The 17499-nt window shown below is 44.5% G+C and carries 17 protein-coding genes and 4 pseudogenes; 2 read left to right on the top strand and 19 right to left on the bottom strand.

Annotation, left to right across the window (positions count from 1 at the left end; all coding sequences use genetic code 11):
- The first annotated feature begins 61 nt into the window (after nt 1-61).
- Complete coding sequence (locus JCM19037_RS16425; RefSeq protein WP_193744788.1) at nt 62-439, top strand: TIGR04086 family membrane protein; 378 nt, start codon at nt 62-64, stop codon at nt 437-439.
- A 48-nt stretch (nt 440-487) separates the two neighbouring features.
- On the opposite strand, the gene yajC is transcribed toward JCM19037_RS16425, so the two are convergent.
- The 17 genes and pseudogenes from yajC to hemE form a co-directional block, all read right to left on the bottom strand.
- A complete protein-coding gene (gene yajC / locus JCM19037_RS16420) occupies nt 488-751 on the bottom strand; it encodes a preprotein translocase subunit YajC (RefSeq protein ID WP_042403071.1) in 264 nt (87 codons plus the stop codon).
- A 32-nt stretch (nt 752-783) separates the two neighbouring features.
- The gene (tgt, locus tag JCM19037_RS16415; RefSeq protein ID WP_042403069.1) at nt 784-1923 is read right to left on the bottom strand and encodes a tRNA guanosine(34) transglycosylase Tgt; all 1140 of its coding nucleotides are present in this window, start codon (nt 1921-1923) and stop codon (nt 784-786) included.
- Nucleotides 1924-1930: 7 nt separating this feature from the next.
- Entirely contained in the window at nt 1931-2962 is a 1032-nt protein-coding gene (queA, locus tag JCM19037_RS16410) for a tRNA preQ1(34) S-adenosylmethionine ribosyltransferase-isomerase QueA (RefSeq protein ID WP_042403068.1), read from the bottom strand.
- Between the two features lie 30 nt (nt 2963-2992).
- Nucleotides 2993-3211 carry a DUF2905 family protein gene (locus JCM19037_RS16405; RefSeq protein WP_042403066.1) on the bottom strand — a complete coding sequence of 73 codons (219 nt, stop codon included), beginning with the start codon at nt 3209-3211 and terminating at the stop codon, nt 2993-2995.
- Between the two features lie 2 nt (nt 3212-3213).
- A pseudogene (gene ruvB, locus JCM19037_RS16400) lies at nt 3214-4217 on the bottom strand (Holliday junction branch migration DNA helicase RuvB).
- A gap of 10 nt (nt 4218-4227) precedes the next feature.
- Nucleotides 4228-4821: a Holliday junction branch migration protein RuvA gene (ruvA, locus tag JCM19037_RS16395; protein WP_042403063.1), complete on the bottom strand. Its 594-nt coding sequence runs from the start codon at nt 4819-4821 to the stop codon at nt 4228-4230.
- Nucleotides 4822-4904: 83 nt separating this feature from the next.
- Entirely contained in the window at nt 4905-5621 is a 717-nt protein-coding gene (locus JCM19037_RS16390; RefSeq protein ID WP_042403061.1) for a YebC/PmpR family DNA-binding transcriptional regulator, read from the bottom strand.
- Nucleotides 5622-5744: 123 nt separating this feature from the next.
- Nucleotides 5745-6143 (bottom strand): YhcN/YlaJ family sporulation lipoprotein, encoded by a 399-nt coding sequence (locus JCM19037_RS16385; RefSeq protein WP_042403059.1) that lies wholly within the window; start codon nt 6141-6143, stop codon nt 5745-5747.
- Nucleotides 6137-6541: a hypothetical protein gene (locus JCM19037_RS16380; protein WP_042403056.1), complete on the bottom strand. Its 405-nt coding sequence runs from the start codon at nt 6539-6541 to the stop codon at nt 6137-6139. Before JCM19037_RS16380 ends, JCM19037_RS16385 begins: the two co-directional genes overlap by 7 nt.
- Nucleotides 6542-6623: 82 nt before the next feature.
- Nucleotides 6624-6947 carry a hypothetical protein gene (locus JCM19037_RS16375; RefSeq protein ID WP_152549109.1) on the bottom strand — a complete coding sequence of 108 codons (324 nt, stop codon included), beginning with the start codon at nt 6945-6947 and terminating at the stop codon, nt 6624-6626.
- 29 nt (nt 6948-6976) lie between these two features.
- Nucleotides 6977-7564: a SafA/ExsA family spore coat assembly protein gene (safA, locus tag JCM19037_RS16370; RefSeq protein WP_052363980.1), complete on the bottom strand. Its 588-nt coding sequence runs from the start codon at nt 7562-7564 to the stop codon at nt 6977-6979.
- A gap of 90 nt (nt 7565-7654) precedes the next feature.
- Nucleotides 7655-8524, bottom strand: coding sequence for a prephenate dehydratase (pheA, locus tag JCM19037_RS16365; RefSeq protein ID WP_042403050.1), 870 nt, complete (start codon nt 8522-8524; stop codon nt 7655-7657).
- A 62-nt stretch (nt 8525-8586) separates the two neighbouring features.
- Nucleotides 8587-9002 (bottom strand): annotated as a pseudogene (locus JCM19037_RS16360) (ACT domain-containing protein).
- Between the two features lie 65 nt (nt 9003-9067).
- The gene (gene obgE, locus JCM19037_RS16355; protein ID WP_042403046.1) at nt 9068-10351 is read right to left on the bottom strand and encodes a GTPase ObgE; all 1284 of its coding nucleotides are present in this window, start codon (nt 10349-10351) and stop codon (nt 9068-9070) included.
- A 46-nt stretch (nt 10352-10397) separates the two neighbouring features.
- Entirely contained in the window at nt 10398-11840 is a 1443-nt protein-coding gene (gene hemG / locus JCM19037_RS16350) for a protoporphyrinogen oxidase (protein ID WP_052363979.1), read from the bottom strand.
- Nucleotides 11841-12768: pseudogene (gene hemH, locus JCM19037_RS16345) on the bottom strand (ferrochelatase). It abuts the gene before it with no gap.
- Nucleotides 12765-13808 carry a uroporphyrinogen decarboxylase gene (gene hemE / locus JCM19037_RS16335; protein WP_373901107.1) on the bottom strand — a complete coding sequence of 348 codons (1044 nt, stop codon included), beginning with the start codon at nt 13806-13808 and terminating at the stop codon, nt 12765-12767. Before hemE ends, hemH begins: the two are co-directional and overlap by 4 nt.
- Before the next feature lie 328 nt (nt 13809-14136).
- Here hemE and JCM19037_RS16330 point away from each other — a divergent pair, with 328 nt between their 5' ends.
- Entirely contained in the window at nt 14137-15822 is a 1686-nt protein-coding gene (locus JCM19037_RS16330) for a methyl-accepting chemotaxis protein (protein WP_042403039.1), read from the top strand.
- A 209-nt stretch (nt 15823-16031) separates the two neighbouring features.
- Here the strand turns inward: JCM19037_RS16330 and JCM19037_RS27555 are convergent.
- Both JCM19037_RS27555 and JCM19037_RS27550 read right to left on the bottom strand, forming a co-directional pair.
- Nucleotides 16032-17209 (bottom strand): annotated as a pseudogene (locus tag JCM19037_RS27555) (transglycosylase domain-containing protein).
- A complete protein-coding gene (locus JCM19037_RS27550; RefSeq protein WP_238544766.1) occupies nt 17209-17499 on the bottom strand; it encodes a hypothetical protein in 291 nt (96 codons plus the stop codon). The pseudogene JCM19037_RS27555 and the gene JCM19037_RS27550 overlap by 1 nt, the downstream one beginning before the upstream one ends.

Here is a 17499-nt window from a genome sequence, read left to right as displayed (position 1 = left end):
ATGCTTGTATGACACATAAGCTGTAGAGAAGAAAATGAATCTAATGATTGGAGGCGATCCAGTGGATACCCCATATTTAAAAGCAATTGGCGGTTCTTTTCTCACGATGCTCACGCTCGTCATTGCAAGCAGTCTCATTCTCGCTACGATCCTTCGCTTTAGTTCGTTTACCGAACAATCTTTAGGTGCAGTAACGATTGCCATCACGTTAACGATTACGTTTATTGGTGGGCTCGTCGCCGCCATTCGTGCAGGATCGAAAGGATGGTTGTTCGGGCTTCTGGCAGGGGTTAGTTTTGTACTCCTAGCGCTTAGCATCCAGTTTCTAGGATACGGGACACCCGTAGTCATGTCCCAACTCATCGTATTTTCTCTTTGCATCGTTACGGCGTTGATCGGGGGGATGATTGGCGTATCGATACGATCATCGATTGCGTAAATGAAAAAGACCGACATTCACCACCTGTGTGAATTCGGCCTTTTTTACTTAGTTTTGGTTCATCACTTCGCGAACAGCAGAACGATCATACGTAAGCTTGCGGTTATCATTGACAAGCAGTACAATCTTTTCTTCATCGATCGCATCGATCGTGCCATGCAGTCCGCCAATTGTAACGATGTCATCCCCTTTTTGAAGGTTTGCATGCATTTCACGCACTTGCTTTTGGCGCTTTTGCTGAGGACGAATCAGCAAGAAATACACAATCGCAAACATCAAAAGTAACATAATAATTGGTTCGATCATTATCATTCACTCCCTTCTCGTAATACAAACATCCTCTGTTAGAAATTCTTCGCATCCGGACGATTAAACCCATATTGTTCAAAGAATGCTTCTTTAAAATCAAGTAGCCTGTCCTCTTTAATCGCCTCACGAACATTCACCATTAAGTTTAGCAGGAAATGCAAGTTATGGTAAGAGGTTAAACGAAACCCGAATGCTTCTTTGCTTTTAATTAAATGTCGAATATAAGCTCGAGAATAATTCTTACATGCATAACACGAACAATTTTCGTCGATTGGACGAAAGTCTCTCGCGTATTCGGCATTTCTAATGACTTTACGCCCCGTAGATGTCATGCACGTACCGTTTCGACCAATCCTTGTTGGAAGCACACAATCAAACATGTCTACCCCACGAATGGAACCATCTATGAGTGCATCTGCTGAGCCTACACCCATTAAATAGCGCGGCTTATTGTCTGGAAGGTGAGGCATCGTCTCTTCAAGAACACGATTCATAACGTCCTTTGGTTCACCGACGGAAAGTCCTCCAATTGCATATCCTGGAAAATCCATCGAAACGAGGTCCTTCGCACTTTGAGCGCGTAGGTCTGGATACTCTCCTCCTTGTACAATCCCAAAAAGCCCTTGCGTTTCGTTTCCTTCATGGGTCGTAAGGCATCTTTCTGCCCAACGGCTTGTACGTTCTACACTTCGCTTCATGTATTCATATGAAGCTGGATAAGGTGGGCATTCGTCAAATGCCATCATAATATCTGATCCAAGAGAATGCTGGATTCGCATCGCTTTCTCTGGAGAGAGAAACAATTTCTCACCACTAATGTGATTGCGAAAGTGCACACCCTCTTCTTGAATGTCACGAAGCTTGCTCAAACTAAACACTTGAAATCCACCGGAATCCGTTAATATTGGGCGATCCCAGTTCATAAAGGAATGCAAACCACCCGCTTCCTCTATGAGATCTTCCCCAGGTCGCAACCATAGATGATACGTATTGGAAAGGATGATTTGTGCGTTCATCTCTTTCAATTCTTCAGGACTCATCATTTTTACAGTCGCAAGTGTCCCTACCGGCATAAACATTGGTGTATCAAAGCTACCGTGCGGCGTATGAACCTTTCCTAACCTTGCCCCTGACTGTTTGCACGTCTTGATGTGCTCGTAATAAACTGCTGACATACAGATCTTAGCTCCTCTTAATAAACATTGCATCGCCAAAACTAAAAAAGCGGTATCGGTGTTCAATGGCAGACGTGTACGCCGCCATAATTTCATCTCGTCCTGCCAGAGCACTTACTAGCATCATCAGTGTGGACTTCGGGAGGTGAAAGTTTGTAATCAAGCTGTCTACCGCTTTCCATTCATACCCTGGATAAATAAAGATGTTCGTCCAACCTGAGCACGGGGCAAACGCTTCGCGCTCACAAGCGATTGTCTCGAGCGTCCGCGCTGACGTTGTCCCACAAGCGATAATTCGGTTTCCATTACGCTTTGCATCATTCAAACGTCTCGCTGTGTCTTCATCCATCTCATAAAACTCTTTGTGCATGTCGTGGTCTTCGATTTTTTCCACAGAAACCGGACGAAACGTACCTAATCCGACGTGCAGAGTAATATAACAGATTTGGACGCCTTTTGCACGCAATCTGTTTAACAACGCTTCGGTGAAGTGAAGACCAGCGGTTGGAGCTGCTGCAGCACCCGTCTGTGTGGCATACACCGTTTGGTAACGATCGCGTTCTTCAAGCGTCTCAGTAATGTATGGTGGCAGTGGCATTTCACCAAGACTCTCCAATACCTCTAGAAAAATCCCATCGTAGGAGAATGAGAGCTCTCTGCCGCCGTGCGGAAGTACGTTTGTACAGACCGCTTGCAAACGGCCGTCTCCAAACGATATGGTCGTGCCTTCTTTCACGCGTTTGGCTGGTTTAACGAGTGCTTCCCACGTATCATCACTTTGTTCTTTTAACAACAAACATTCAATGTTTGCACCACCGTTCTCCTTCGTGCCAAACAACCGAGCCGGCAGCACCTTTGTATTATTTAAAACGAGACAATCCCCGTCGTTTAACTCTTCTTCAATGTGCGTAAAATGGGTATGATGAAGCGCCCCACCTGGTGTCTCAAGAACGAGAAGCCGCGATTGGTCTCGTTCCTTTAAAGGGGTCTGCGCGATCAATTCTTCTGGTAGTTCAAAATCAAAGTCATCAACTCTCATCGCTATGTTCACTCCTGTTGTTCCTGTAGGTCATCGAAAACGCCCCACAATAAAGAAAATGAGGCTTAACACAATGCTTATTATGATGGATGTAACGATCGGTATATAGACCGTCGTATTTTCACCTCGAAAGAGGAAATCTCCTGGCAACTTGCCAAGCGGTATAATCTTCCCGCCGACCTGCCACAACAGCCCAATACCGATAAGTATCGCCCCAATAATGATGAGCATTTTCGGAAATTGCCCCATCGCTAAACTTCTCCTTGAGACGCCCACCCAAAATGTTCATATGCAAGTGGCGTTAACAATCGTCCCCGTGGTGTCCGTTGCAAAAAACCGATCTGCAAAAGATAGGCTCATACACTTCTTCGATCGTTTCCGTCTCTTCACCTACATTGCTGCCATCGTCTCAACACCTACAGGTCCGCCATTAACTTGTGAGCGATCATCGTTAATAAGCGCACGTCGTTAGGGTCAAGGCCTAGTCGGTCTACTTGCAGTTGTTCCAATGCTTCTGACGTTTCATCTACGGCAATTGAAGTGACACCGTTCACTTGTGCAAAGTCCCGGACCCGACGAAGTAAGCGATTGGCGATACGCGGCGTGGCACGAGACGGCGCGCTAATTCAAATGCTGACGCTTGTTCCATATCAAAACTAAGCAATTGACTGCTTCGCTGAACAATCCGGGCCAACTCATCCAATGAATAATATTCTAAGCGACTTAGCACACCGAACCGGTCACGTAACGGTGCGCTTAACATGCCTGCTCTTGTCGTCGCACCAACGAGCGTAAATGGGGGCAAGTCCAGTCGGACTGACTTGGCTTCAGTCCCTTTTCCGATGACGATATCTAAACAGAAGTCTTCCATTGCCGGATACAACACTTCTTCCACCGCTCGATTTAGCCGGTGAATCTCATCAATAAATAGCACATCCCCCGGTTCAAGCGTCGTAAGAATGGCGGCAAGATCACCAGGACGCTCAATTGCTGGTCCTGACGTCGTTTTAATATTTACGTTCATTTCATTCGCAATAATTGCAGCAAGGGTCGTCTTCCCAAGACCTGGAGGACCATATAACAGCACATGGTCCAAACTCTCTTCGCGCATCTTTGCCGCTTCAATGAACACACGTAAATTACGTTTCACTTGCTCTTGACCAATGTAATCATCAAACGAAAGGGGTCTCACCCCTTGGTCTACGCGTTCTTCTTCTGCATTTAATGCTTCTTGAGAGATGACACGATCGTCCATTTTATCCCTCCTAGCGCTCCACAAATAAACGCAGCGCTCTTCTTACGTATTCATCGGATTGAAGGTCTTCGTCTTTTAACGCTTTCTCTGCTTTCTTTACTTCACGCTCACCGTACCCTAATGCCCGGAGCGCATCCATCGCTTCATCTAGCGCATCATTTGTTAAACGTATACGTGTGTCAGGCTCCACTGAGGCTGCCTGAACAAAATCAAGTTTACCTTTTAGATCAAGAATCATTTGCCTCGCTGTTTTCTTTCCGATACCTGGAAATTTGGTGAGCAGTGTTTCGTTTTCTTCTTCAATAGCCCCGACTACAACTGCAGCATTTCCTTCTGCAAGTACAGCTAGCGCTCCTTTTGGACCGATACCTGACACTTGCAACAAACGGCTAAATAGCACGCGCTCTTCTCTTGTTTTAAAGCCGTACAGCCGAATGGCATCTTCCCTTACGTGCGTATAAATGTAAATCGTAAATAAATCTGCTTCATTCACTTGGTATGTTAAAGGATCTGCGCATAGTACGTGGTAACCGACTCCGTGTACATTCATCGTTACGGATTCATGGTCACGATACACGACAGATCCGTATAAGGATTCAATCACAGACGTTCCCCTCTCCATTCAAACTAGTTTAAGTGTAGCATAATCGCGAAAAGGATGGGAACATACGTATTCATTGCAAATGGTCAATCTGCGTTATAATATACATTTTGCACATCATCGTTGTCTTCTAAACGATCAATCAGTTGGTCCATCATCACCCACTGCTCCTCATCCAACGTTGTTGTCGTTAATGGAATCTTCGCCAGGTGACTGTTACTCACTTTATACCCCGCTGCTTCTAAAGCGAGCTTTACTGCTTCAATATGTTTAGGTTCCGTTGTAATCATGTACTGATCGTCCACAAGTTCAAACTCTGACGCTCCTGCTTCAATTGCATCAAGCATAACTTCTTCTTCCTCACCGCTATTAGCAGCAATTTCTAAGATGCCAACATCTTGAAACAAAAAAGCGACACAACCATCCTCTCCAAGATTACCCCCGTTCCTGGAAAAAGCATGCCGTAAATCCGCGACGACTCGGTTTTTATTGTCTGTGAGCACTTGTACAAAAATGGCTGCCCCACCAGGTCCATACCCTTCATAAGTCAGTTCGTAATACGTGACATCTTCTTGGTTTCCTGCTGCTTTTTTTATCGTTCGTTCAATGTTATCTGCAGGCAAATTCGCAGCTTTCGCTTTTTGAATGGCTTGCCTGAGTCGTAAATTCGTATCAGGGTCATCTCCAGCTGCACGAACAGATGCAAAGATTTCCTTCGTTATTTTCGTAAACACTTTGGCACGTTTCGTGTCTTGTGCTTCTTTTCTTCGTTTAATGTTATTCCATTTTGAATGTCCAGCCATGTCGCATGCTCCCCTCCATTGCACATACTCTAATAAATAAATATAGCACGAATCAAAAAAGCGCAAAAGGAGAACTCTCCTCTTACGCTTACGATTTTTATCTGCTCCGTTCAAACGGACGCTCTACATATCCCCAAGGTCGCTTACCATATCGTCAAATGTGGCTCTCGTTTCATCCATCATTTCCCCGCCTGCGCGCTGGACATCATTTGCGATGTTGCGCACATTCGTAAACATTTCTTCATCATCAGTAACGTAGACGGTTCTGTTCGTATAATCTTCAACTTCATCCTTGATTTCTTCTTTTGTGGAGTCGCTAATGTTATTTCCTTTTATCGCAATGACGATTTGGTCATCGTCAACAACAACATGAGTGTCACTTACCGCTTTCATATCCGTAACAGCTTGATCAATGGTTCTTTCAAGATCGTGATGATTGTCACTGTTATAACGGTCTGTGTGCCCAACATGATATGGGTTTTCGTCGTTATCACCATTCATATACCCGCGATTATTCACCATGCCAGGATGGTTTCCAGTTTCTCCGTTATATTTTTGGAAACGTTCTTTGTTTGCATTTCTTTCTGCGTTCGTATAATGGTCTTTGTCGATACATCTCTCGCATTATTATATGCCCAAGAACTCCCAGTACGGTCATCTACATTGTGCGTGCTGTCATGACGTTCTGTACGTGTAGTACGGTCATCAACAGTTAGCATATCCGTAATTGGTCCTTCACCACGGTCTCCCCTGTTACTTCGGTTCATCGCATAATCTTGGTCGGCACCACGATAATCGTTCACATAGTTCATATCATAAGCAGCCCGGTCATTCGCTGCCTGATTATTGGCATCCCCACAACCTGCAAGACTTGTTGCTAACAATGTGCAAGCGGCAACCGACAAAGCAAATTTCTTCATAAATGAAACATCCCCCTTCACAAGTATTTTGTGAAGAAGGGCGTTAAGATACTCCTGTTATTTGGAGGAAGGTCCTCCATTGTTATTCCTCATTGTCCTCATTTGGAAACTGCCAACTCTGTTGAGGCGCAGGCGGTGCACCGTACATCATTGGTGGAGGATAATAGTATCCGTATGGATCCACCATTGGTGCATGCGTTACCGGTGCAACGTAACGCGATTGCTCAAACGATTCAGAATAAGGCTGGTTTTCACGATGATCGTACTCATCATCATAGCTTCCTTGGTATTGGAATTCATATGGCTGATGATACCCGTATCCTTCATTAAAAGGATGCATTTCATAATGATTGCTTTGTGGTTGCGCGTATGCCGGTGGCATCATTTGATAAGGTGTGGGTGGCATATACGGGCCACATGGATAACAATACTGCATTAAATGAGGCGGTATCGGTTGATGGTAGCTCCGTAGTATGGGGACGGTTCCATACAAGGATGTGCCATTTGCTGTTGATACTGCGGCATTACTGGCGATAATACGGCACTTCTTCTTGTTTTTTGTTCCGGCTTTGGCATTGCTTTTTGTTTCGGCATTTCTTTCATAGCTACAGGTTCTTTTTCCTTTTTCGGTGTCGGTTTTGTCATTTTTGGTGGTACCGTTTGCTTCTTTGCAGGAGCTTTAGCTGGTTGTTTGTATGCTGTTGGTTCTTTTTTCGGTACTTCCATCACTGACTTTTTCATCGGCGGGGGCTTCACAGCAGGCGCTTCTTTTTTCGGCTGTGCTGGCTGTTCTTTTGCGACTGGCTGCTCTTTTTTCGTGTAATCCTTTGCAGGGCCTGCTTTTGATTGAACTTCTTTTTTCGCTTGAACACCTTTACCAGGAATCTTGATCTTCATTCCTGGCATCACCATATCTGGATTGGCAAGCTGCGTGTTCGCTGCTTTAAGCTCTTCAAAGCCGACATCATATTTCTTCGCCAAATTCCAAAGTGTGTCGCCTTTTTGTACAATATGGATCTTCACAATTGTCGTCCCTCCTGTGCATATAATCAGTCCGTCATCATTGATGCTTCCCTTAAGAAGATATGCACAGCCGGGCACAAGTATTCATTATTATAGCGTCGTCTCCTGCTCTTCTTCAATAAAAACAGATGGGTACGTACCAAGAACTCGCGTCTCACACCCGAGTGCTTTTAGTTCTTCTAATGTACTCGGGAGTAAAATCGAATCATAGGCATGATCAACGTCAATAATAAAATAATAATTACCGATCCCAGTTTTTGTTGGACGAGACTCAATCTTCGTCAAGTTTAGTTTGCGCCATGCAAACGCGGATAATACTTGGTGCAACGCTCCAGAGTAATCGGAAGGCAGCGTGATCACAATCTTCGTTTTTTGCGGGGCAGCTGAACCGAAATGGCGCGTCATCTCTGGTACATCATTTGCCAACAACACGAAGCGGGTATGATTATTCGGGAAATCGTGAATATTCTCTTCAGCAATCGTTAGCCCGTATTTCTCTGCTGCTAAACGATTGGCAATCGCTGCTCGATTAAGCTCTGGCCGCTCGGACACTTCTTTTGCAGCACTTGCCGTTGATGTCGCGTAAGCAATTTGCGCATCCGTTATCTTGTCACTAATGAATTCATGACACTGAGCGATCGCATGAGGATGCGAATAGATTGTGTCTACCTGTGTATAATCCGTCGTCGACGGATGGATAAGTAAATGTTGAGCAATCGGTATCGCCACTTCTGCTACAATCGGAAAATGATAGCGATGAATGAGGTGGTCAAGTGTAACGTTAACCGACCCCTCAATTGTGTTCTCTAATGGAACAACTGCTGCATCAACTTCCTGGCTTTCCAATGCGTTCATCGTGCTTGGAATATCTTTGTATGGAACCCGGGCAGTCTCACCTAAAAATGACTTCGCAGCCAACTCGGTAAATGTTCCTTCCGGCCCTAAATACGCGGTTTTCATGGGTCTCTTCTCCACTCTCTCTTTAGATGGTATCTTGCAGATAAAAGCCTTCAAAATGCAGCTTATGCGCCTGATACACCTGAACCGATGATCTCCACTTTTTCAACAGCTTCCATCGCTTTAATGTCAGCCATCAGCTGTCGAACCTCTACATTTAACATGCTCGTATCAACGGTAAGCGTAATGTTTGCTCGGCCTTGTAATGGAATTGTTTGATTAATCGTAAGTACATTTGAATCCGTTTCTGCGACTTTTGTCAGGAGCCTGATAGGGCTCCTGAGCGGTCAGCAAGATGGATCGAGAACGTAATAATCTTTTCTTGAATCATCGTATGAAAAGGTTGGACGGCATCTCGATATTTATAAAACGCACTCCGGCTTAAACCAACTTGTTTGACGGCTTCGCCAATCGTCGAGCAGGTCTTATTTTCTAATAAAATCTTGGCTTGGACGGTTTTTTGCATTGCTTCTGTGAGCATGTCTTCTCGAACGAGATAAAACTGGTCAATTTCTTCTGCCACCAGTACTCACCACCATTTAAACGTTATTCATCAATAAATTCAAACTCAATGCCTGCAAGTCTTACGAGGTCTCCATCCTTCGCTCCTCGATCTCGAAGCGCTGCATCAACACCTAAATTCCGAAGCGTTCTTGAGAATCGTCGTGCTGACTCTGTACGATTTAGGTCTAACATTTGAATTCTGCGTTCAAGTTCATCACCGCTTAATACATACGTTCCATCCGGATCACGCGTGATGACAAATATTTCTTCTGGTTGATGCTTATACAACACATTTTCTTCTAGAGCGGGTTGTTCAAACGCATCGACTTCCGGCGCTTGTTCGAGTTCATCAGCAATGTGGTTAACGAGCAAGTCTACCCCTTTACGCTGAAGTGTAGATAATTCATATACTTGAACATCGTCGTCTAACTGCTCTTTAAACGTCCGAAGCGTCTCTTCACTGTCTGGCATATCAATCTTATTCGCAACAACAATTTGCGGACGGTTCATGAGCTGTTCGTTATATTCTTTCAGCTCTTGATTGATTGTCAAGTAATCCTCGTATGGATCTCGACCGCTTAAGCCGGACACATCAATGAGGTGAACGAGCACTTTCGTACGCTCAATATGACGTAAAAATTGATGACCTAACCCTACGCCTTCATGAGCACCTTCGATCAGCCCAGGCAAATCAGCCATAACGAAACTTCTTCCGTCATTTGTAGAAACAACACCTAAGTTTGGCTTAATCGTCGTAAACGGATAATCAGCGACTTTTGGTTTTGCTGCAGTAACAATGGAGAGGAATGTCGACTTTCCTACACTTGGAAAGCCAATCAGCCCGATATCAGCGAGAAGTTTCAGCTCGAGAATAATCTCCCTCTCGATGCCTGGCTCCCCATTTTCCGCATGTTCTGGAGCTGGGTTTGCTGGTGTCGCGAATCGAGTATTCCCGCGACCTCCACGTCCGCCTTTGGCAATCATTGCTTCTTCTCCGTGTTCAGTTAAATCAGCAATGACTGCTTCACTATGTTTGTCTTTCACAACCGTACCGGGAGGTACGAGCACTATTGAAGACTCTGCGTTTTTGCCGTGTTGGTTTTTACTGCGGCCATTTTCTCCACGGCTTGCTTTAAAATGTCGCTGATAGCGGAAATCCATGAGCGTTCGCAATCCTTCATCGACACGAAAGACGACGTCTCCACCCTTCCCGCCATCTCCCCCTGCTGGTCCACCGTCAGGGACGTACTTTTCTCTTCGAAACCCAACCATTCCATTTCCTCCGTCGCCGGATTTCACATAAATGGTTACATAATCTATAAACATGTGGTTCACCTCAATTATTAATGTAGTTATTGTAACACATTGCTCGTCATTTCAGTCCGAGACGAGACAAAAACAAAAAAGGTGTGCTGTATTCAATGCAGCAACACCTCGAATTAACGTTCAGAAATCTGCTGAAGCACGTGTTTTGCAGCCATCTGCCTTGCCTCACACAATCAGGTAGACCGACCCCTTCATATGAAGCACCGGCAAGTTGTACAGTAGGGTAAACGGTTTGAACCGCTCGTTTCCAATCTTTTATCCGCTCCGCATGCCCAACCGCATACTTAGGCATCGCTTCTTTCCAGCGCTCAATATCAATCCAAATAGGGGAACCCTTTACGTCTAGCATCTCGCTAATTTCTGACTGTACCATGTTTTTTAAACCTTCATCACTCGTATAAACCGTTTGTTCATCCCCTGGTCGTCCAACAAAGCACCGAAGGAGGACATATCCTTTCGGAACAGCATGAGGCCATTTCTTATCTACAAATGTCATCGCTTTAATGTTCGTCCCATTTGCCCGTGGAACAAGAAATCCCGTCCCGTTTACACGACTGTGTACATCTTCTTCTTTATAGGCTAAAGCAACAGTAGCAATGGAGGAACCTTTCATTTCCTTCATCTCTTGCGCCATTTCACTATTTGGTAAAACGTCCGACACCCGGTCATGGGGGACGGTCAGTATGACGTGATCGACAAGCTCGTAACTCGCATCTGAAAAAATAAGCTTTGTTTTTTCTTTTTCATTGACGACCGTGACCAGTTCTTTGTTTTTATGAATCCGCTCCGATGAACACGCTTTTTCCAACGCATCAATCATCTCGCTTAACCCATTTTTGAATGTGCGAAATTGACCTTTGCTATTGCTCGAACCTTGACGCTTTTGTTGAAGATGTCCACTCGCTTTTATCAAGCTTTTATGATCTTTTGCTAGATCATAAAAAAGCGGAAGTGTCGATTTGAGGCTCAAGTCTTTCAAGTTCCCTGCATAGATGCCTGAGAGTAATGGTTCTAAAAGACGATCGACCATTTGGTTCCCAAAGCGTTTTCTAAAGAAATCACCGGCCGAGCGATCATGCTCAACGTCTCGACCTTTAGGAATCCATAGGTCAAGTGCCGCCCTTGCCTTTCCGAGTGGATTTAAAAGCGAAGACGAGGAAATAGAGGAGAGTGACCCAGGTACTCCCATTACAGAACCTTTCGGGATGGGGTGGAACTCGTTCTCCCAAAAAATAAAAGCCTGGCCGATTTCATTCGGTACGAGACGATCCTCCATGCCCAACTCTTTTACGAGGTCCATGAGCTCTGGTTTTCGTGCGAGAAACGAATCCGCTCCTCGCTCAATGATAAATCCGTCCCGCCTATAGGTGCGAACCTTACCTCCAAGTTGTTCTGATGCCTCAAATAGATGGGCATCAATGCCATGTTTTTCCAACTCATAAAGAGCGGAGAGCCCTGTAATCCCTCCGCCAATAATTGCTGTCTTCATTTAACGACTCAAGTCTTTCTGTTTAAGCACTGCATCTGCAAGCGCATCGATAAACAGTGCATTTGTGTTAGGCATTTCCGGTCGCTCATACTGAACCCCTAGCTCATCCGTAACCACTTTACATTCATAGTCATTATCAAAGAGCACTTCCAAATGATCCGCAACAAATCCTAGCGGCACGTATACAAAGGTTTGATACTTTGATTTGTTATACAAATCACGCGTAAGGTCTTGAACGTCAGGTCCAAGCCACTTGTCCGCAGTATTGCCCTCACTTTGCCAACCAATCTCATAGTTTTTCACGTTAGCCGCTTCGGCAACGAGTCGACTCGTTTCGGTTAATTGGTCTACGTACGGGTCATTGTCTGTCAAGATTTTCTCTGGAAGACTATGCGCTGAGAAAATGACGACTGTGTCATCTTGATTCACATCTTCGAGCGTCTTTCTAAGCTCGTCTGACCAATATTTAATAAATTTCGGCTCTGTATACCAGCTCTCGACTGCATGGATAACAGGCCCATCAATCTCTTCGCTTTTTTGAAGGCTCTGCCGTTGTATGATTTGACGCTGAACGTTGAGTAATGAGGCGCAAGTACGATTGAAATGGCTTCTTCAATCCCATCTGCCTTCATATTCTCAACAGCATCTTCAATAAATGGATCAATATGCTTCAAGCCTAAATACGCTTTGAATTCAACAGTAGTGGAACGTTCATTCAATCGGTCTTCAAGTGCTTGCATTTGCGCATTTGTAATTTTTGCCAGAGGAGACACCCCTCCAATGGCTTTATACCGATCGATCAGATCGTCTAGTGCCTCTTTTGAAGCTTTCTTCCGCGACGAATGTGTGTGTAATACGGTTCCACTTCATCTAAGCTTCGCGGCGTTCCATATGCCATGACTAAAATCCCGACTTTTTTCTTGCTCACTTTATAATCCCCCCGCTGTAATCGTGGACAAATTGCGTTAAACGCTTTAGCGTGTCCGGAGATATGGACGGAGTCACCCCGTGCCCTAAATTAAAAATGTAGGCAGGGTCGTCCATGGCTTCATCAAGTATCTTTCTCGTTCTCTCTTCAATCGTCTCCCAAGGAGCTAAAAGCACGGCTGGGTCCAAGTTGCCTTGGAGTGCTTTTGTAATGCCCATTTCACGTGCTTCTGTCACGGACGTACGCCAATCAAGACCAATGACATCCACATCTAAGTCGTTCCATTCTTGTAGCAGATGCCTTGTCCCAACACCAAAAGTAATGAGTGGGATCCCTTCTTTCTTAAGTTCACTAAAGATCTTCATCATCGTTGGCTTCACATACGTCCGATAGTCTGGGGCACTGAGGGACCCAATCCAAGAGTCAAAAAGCTGAAAGGCTTGGGCGCCAGCAGCAATTTGTGCTTTAGCATACGTAATCGTCATATCGCTTAGCTTGTCCATGAGCAATTGCCACTGTTTTGGATTTCCGTACATCATCGCCTTCGTGTTTTCATACGACTTCGACGGTCCACCTTCAATCATGTAGCTTGCCATCGTAAATGGTGCACCAGCAAATGTAATTAAAGGTACGTCCAATTGTTTTCGCAGAATTTTAATCGTTTCTAAGATGTGAGGCACATCTTTTTCTGGGTCAATTTCCCCAAGCCTTTCAATGTCACTCGTTGATTGAATCGGATTATGAATCACCGGACCGATTCCACTTTTAATCTCTACGTCTACCCCAATCGCTGGAAGCGGAGACATAATGTCTTTGTACAAAATGGCAGCGTCGTTATTGTACTGCTCCACTGGCAATCGAGTAACATAAGCCGCTAACTCAGGTTCATGGGTAATCCCAAATAATGAATACTTTTTCTTTATTTCGCGATACTCCGGCTGAGAGCGTCCCGCTTGTCTCATATACCATACCGGCTTTGTCCGTTCACCTTCGCCTTTTGCCGCACGAAGCAACCGATCATTAAAATTCGCCACAACTATACACTCCTCTATATCCCTATACGTATGTGACTTTATCACGCCACACTTGTAGGTACCAAACTTATCCTATCACAAGATAACTTTCCAGGTCTTTTGAAACGCCCTCTTCAAACATCATGTAAAGCGTCGATACTATAAATAGCACTTATGTATGCGTGTCTTTGGTAGCATACCCAATCTTTCTCAAAACGTGCACCAAACGATACGCGAGTTGTGCATCGTACCTTAGAACTCTACCCTTACCTACCATATAGAAATTATGTTGTCTTGTGTAGAATCTTTGGGAAACGTTCATAAAATCGTAGAACTATTGCTAGGAGGAGAGAACATGGATGTGAAATCACGCTTTTCAACCATTCGTTCAAAAATGCTATTATCTTTATCTTTTATTATCTTCTGCTTTCTTATTGGATTTGTGTTAATTTACTTCTTATTGAGTCATATCCAAACACAAGCTGAAGAAATGCAACATTGGAATACATACGCCCTAAAAGCGCAAGAAACATCTTCCACATTTCAACAAAAGTATATCTTTGTGTCAGACCTACGGTTGCAAGAGGAACCCGACTTCTCTCAGTACGAGCAAATTGACGAGCGTATGACCTCACTGCTTGCCGAATTGAATACACAAATCTCTGATGAGGAAACGACAAATGCGTTAGAACGTTTTCATTTCTTTAACGAAATGTTCGATTCAAGAGTTGGTCAATATGTATCGATGGAAGTCGTCCCTGGTGATCAAACGCTCCAAGGTTTTGAATTCATTAATGCAGAGCTGCGGGAACTCTCTGCACAATTGGAAAATTATTTCTTAGGGCATGCGGAATCTGCAAATGAGAATATGGAAGCCGCGATGGGGCAAGCAATCTTACTGAGTATCATCATTGCCATCGGTGCATCGGTAATTGGCTCTGTTTTATTCATTTTGTTCTCAAGAAGAATTCAAAAACAAATCCAGCAAATCTCCCAAACTGCAAAAAAGGTGGCTGCTGGACAGTTGCATACCGAACCTTTAGATGTTAACGGAAATGATGAACTGTCAGCGTTGTCTAAGGAAATCAATACAATGACCGAACAATTGCGCACGATTATGACAGAAATGTCTAACGCAAGTCAATCGATCGCTGCCTCTTCAGAAGAACTCGTCGCATCTTCTGAAGAAGTGAATGCTGGTGCTGAAGAAGTGTCCGGGTCTGTGCAGGAAATCGCAGACATACAAAGCACGTTAAATTCATCAATTAACCAATCAAACAAGACATTTCAAACGATGGGCAGCGAGCTAGACGATGTTTATGCTGCAGTACAAGACATTGTTTCCCAAAGTGAACAGTCAAATACGCACGCAGCCAACGGTCAAAAACGATTAGACCAGTCACTGAAAGGCATGCAAGAAATACGTACCCAAAATGAAACGACGGCTTCCACCATTCATTTGCTCGGAGAGGCTTCTAAAGAAATTGAACACGTAATTACGGTCATTAAAGACATCTCTGGACAAACGAGTTTACTTGCGCTCAATGCGAATATAGAAGCCGCACGTGCTGGGAAAGCAGGAAAGGGCTTCGGTGTTGTTGCTGATGAAGTAAGAAAGCTCGCTGCCGAAAGTGAGAATGCGGCTGCCTCAATTACTGAAACAATTTCGAATATGACGTCCAGCATACAGCAATCTGTCGAACAATCGAAAGAAAGCACGCAACTCATCTCCAAAGGCGAGCACATGCTCACCGAAATGATGAAGACGTATCAGCTCATTCTTGAAGCGTTTCGAGCCGTTACAGAAAAATCGGAAACAATTGACCAGCTCGTCAAACGAGTGACAACAAATAGCAATCATATTAAGGACAACTTAGCTGCCGTTCAAAGCACATCAACACAAGCAACAACGAACACTGCGTCAATTGCTGCAACGGTGGAAGAACAAGTCGCTACAATGGATTCCATTAGTGACGCCGCCGGCGAACTCGCTGAAATTGCGAACGACTTAGACCAAAGAATGTCCCGTTTCAAGTTGTAATATCAATCCGTTTATAAGTGTAATCTCACATAGAATAAACAAACTTAGATGAACCCGAATACAAACACCCCGACGTTATTGTCAAAGAAGAACGTCGGGGTGTTTGTTCGTTTTAAATCGGGACTTGTTGCTCCTCATAATAATAGCGAGCTTATGTTAATGGTAAGCGTGTTCTTTTGTCCACCCTTACCACATGAGCTTAGCGACGCTTAGAAGATGGACATCACACTCACATCAGCAACATTGGACGGTTCTCCTTCTTGGCCTGTTTGTGGATTAAAAGGGACAACCATATAGTCACCTAACGAAAACATATTCGCTCGGTTTACAGTATACGAACCTTCTCCTTCGACTTCACCCACTTTACTCGCTTCTCCATCTTTCACTTCATAGATGTTATACACGAGCCGATCGTCTTCTGCCGCTGTCCAATTTAGTTTCACATTTAAAAACCCTTCGCCTTGGAGTGTGAGAGCGGCATCCAAGTCTTCAATTGCCGCAAATTGTACAGGTGATTCTAATTCTGAAACACCTTCAGGTTTATGGAAAGCGACTCCTTGCTCTGTGACAGGAACGGAATTTAAAATCGATTTGAACAATTGTGTAGGGTAGGCACTCCCACCTTGTAGGTACTGTTCTTCAGTCGTCGAATCATAGCCCATCCACATTGCCCCAGTATACTGCGGTGTGTACCCTACAAACCAAGCATCTCGATTCCCACCGTCTACTCCCTCAAAATTAGTCGTTCCCGTTTTTCCTGCCAACGCATGATCTGTATTGCCAGGCTGGGCCGTTCCTTCTTTCACCGCACTTTCGAGCATTCTCGTCATATACCATGCATTTTGTTCAGATAAGAGCTGGGACTGATCTACTTTTGCCTCGACAATCGATTCACCATTTGACGCTTTAACCGAGTTTATAAAATATGGTTCAGATTTTATCCCGCCATTTGCGAAAGCTGTATACGCTGATGCCATGTGCAATGGAGACACACCTTCAGACATCCCCCCAAGCGCGACCGAGAGACCGTCATCTTGGAATTCCGGTACTGCCTCATTTGCCCATTCAATCCCCTTTGCTGTTCCTAGTTCATTTAGGAGCCACACAGCACTCGTATTTGTCGATTGGATAATCGCATCGCGCATCGTAATCGAACCTTGGTACACATCGTTCACATTGCTCGGTTCGTAATCACCGTATTCTAAAAGCTCGTCTTTTAAAAGTGAGTACGGTTTGTACTGGCCACTCTCAAGGCAGGTGCGTAAACGGATATTGGCTTAAACGCAGACCCAGGCTGCCTTGGGATATTTACGCGGTTCAATCCTTTTCTCACGTAATCCCTTCCCCCTTGAACGGCTTTCACTGCTCCCGTTTTGTTATCTAGCATCACATAAGCGGCTTGGACTCCTGTGCTCTCATCAGGAAAGTGCTCATTGTTTTCCATTGCACTGTATGCTGTGTTTTGTAATTCATGATGGATAGCACTTCAATCGTATACCCACCGGTGAAGAATTGCTGCTCTGAAATGCCGTGCTTTTCAATTCCTTCTTGAATCATCATATCTACATACGTATAAAAAGAAGCATCCATTTCTGGCTCCGTGTGCACATCTGATGAAATGGGCGTATTCATTGCTCCAGTCATCGTTTCTTCATTAATAAATCCGTGCCGTTCCAT

Source organism: Geomicrobium sp. JCM 19037 (assembly GCF_000698105.1).
GTDB lineage: Bacteria > Bacillota > Bacilli > Bacillales > Marinococcaceae > Geomicrobium_A.
The sequence above is the reverse complement of the archived record's forward strand: the minus strand, read 5'-3'. Positions and strand labels throughout refer to the sequence as shown.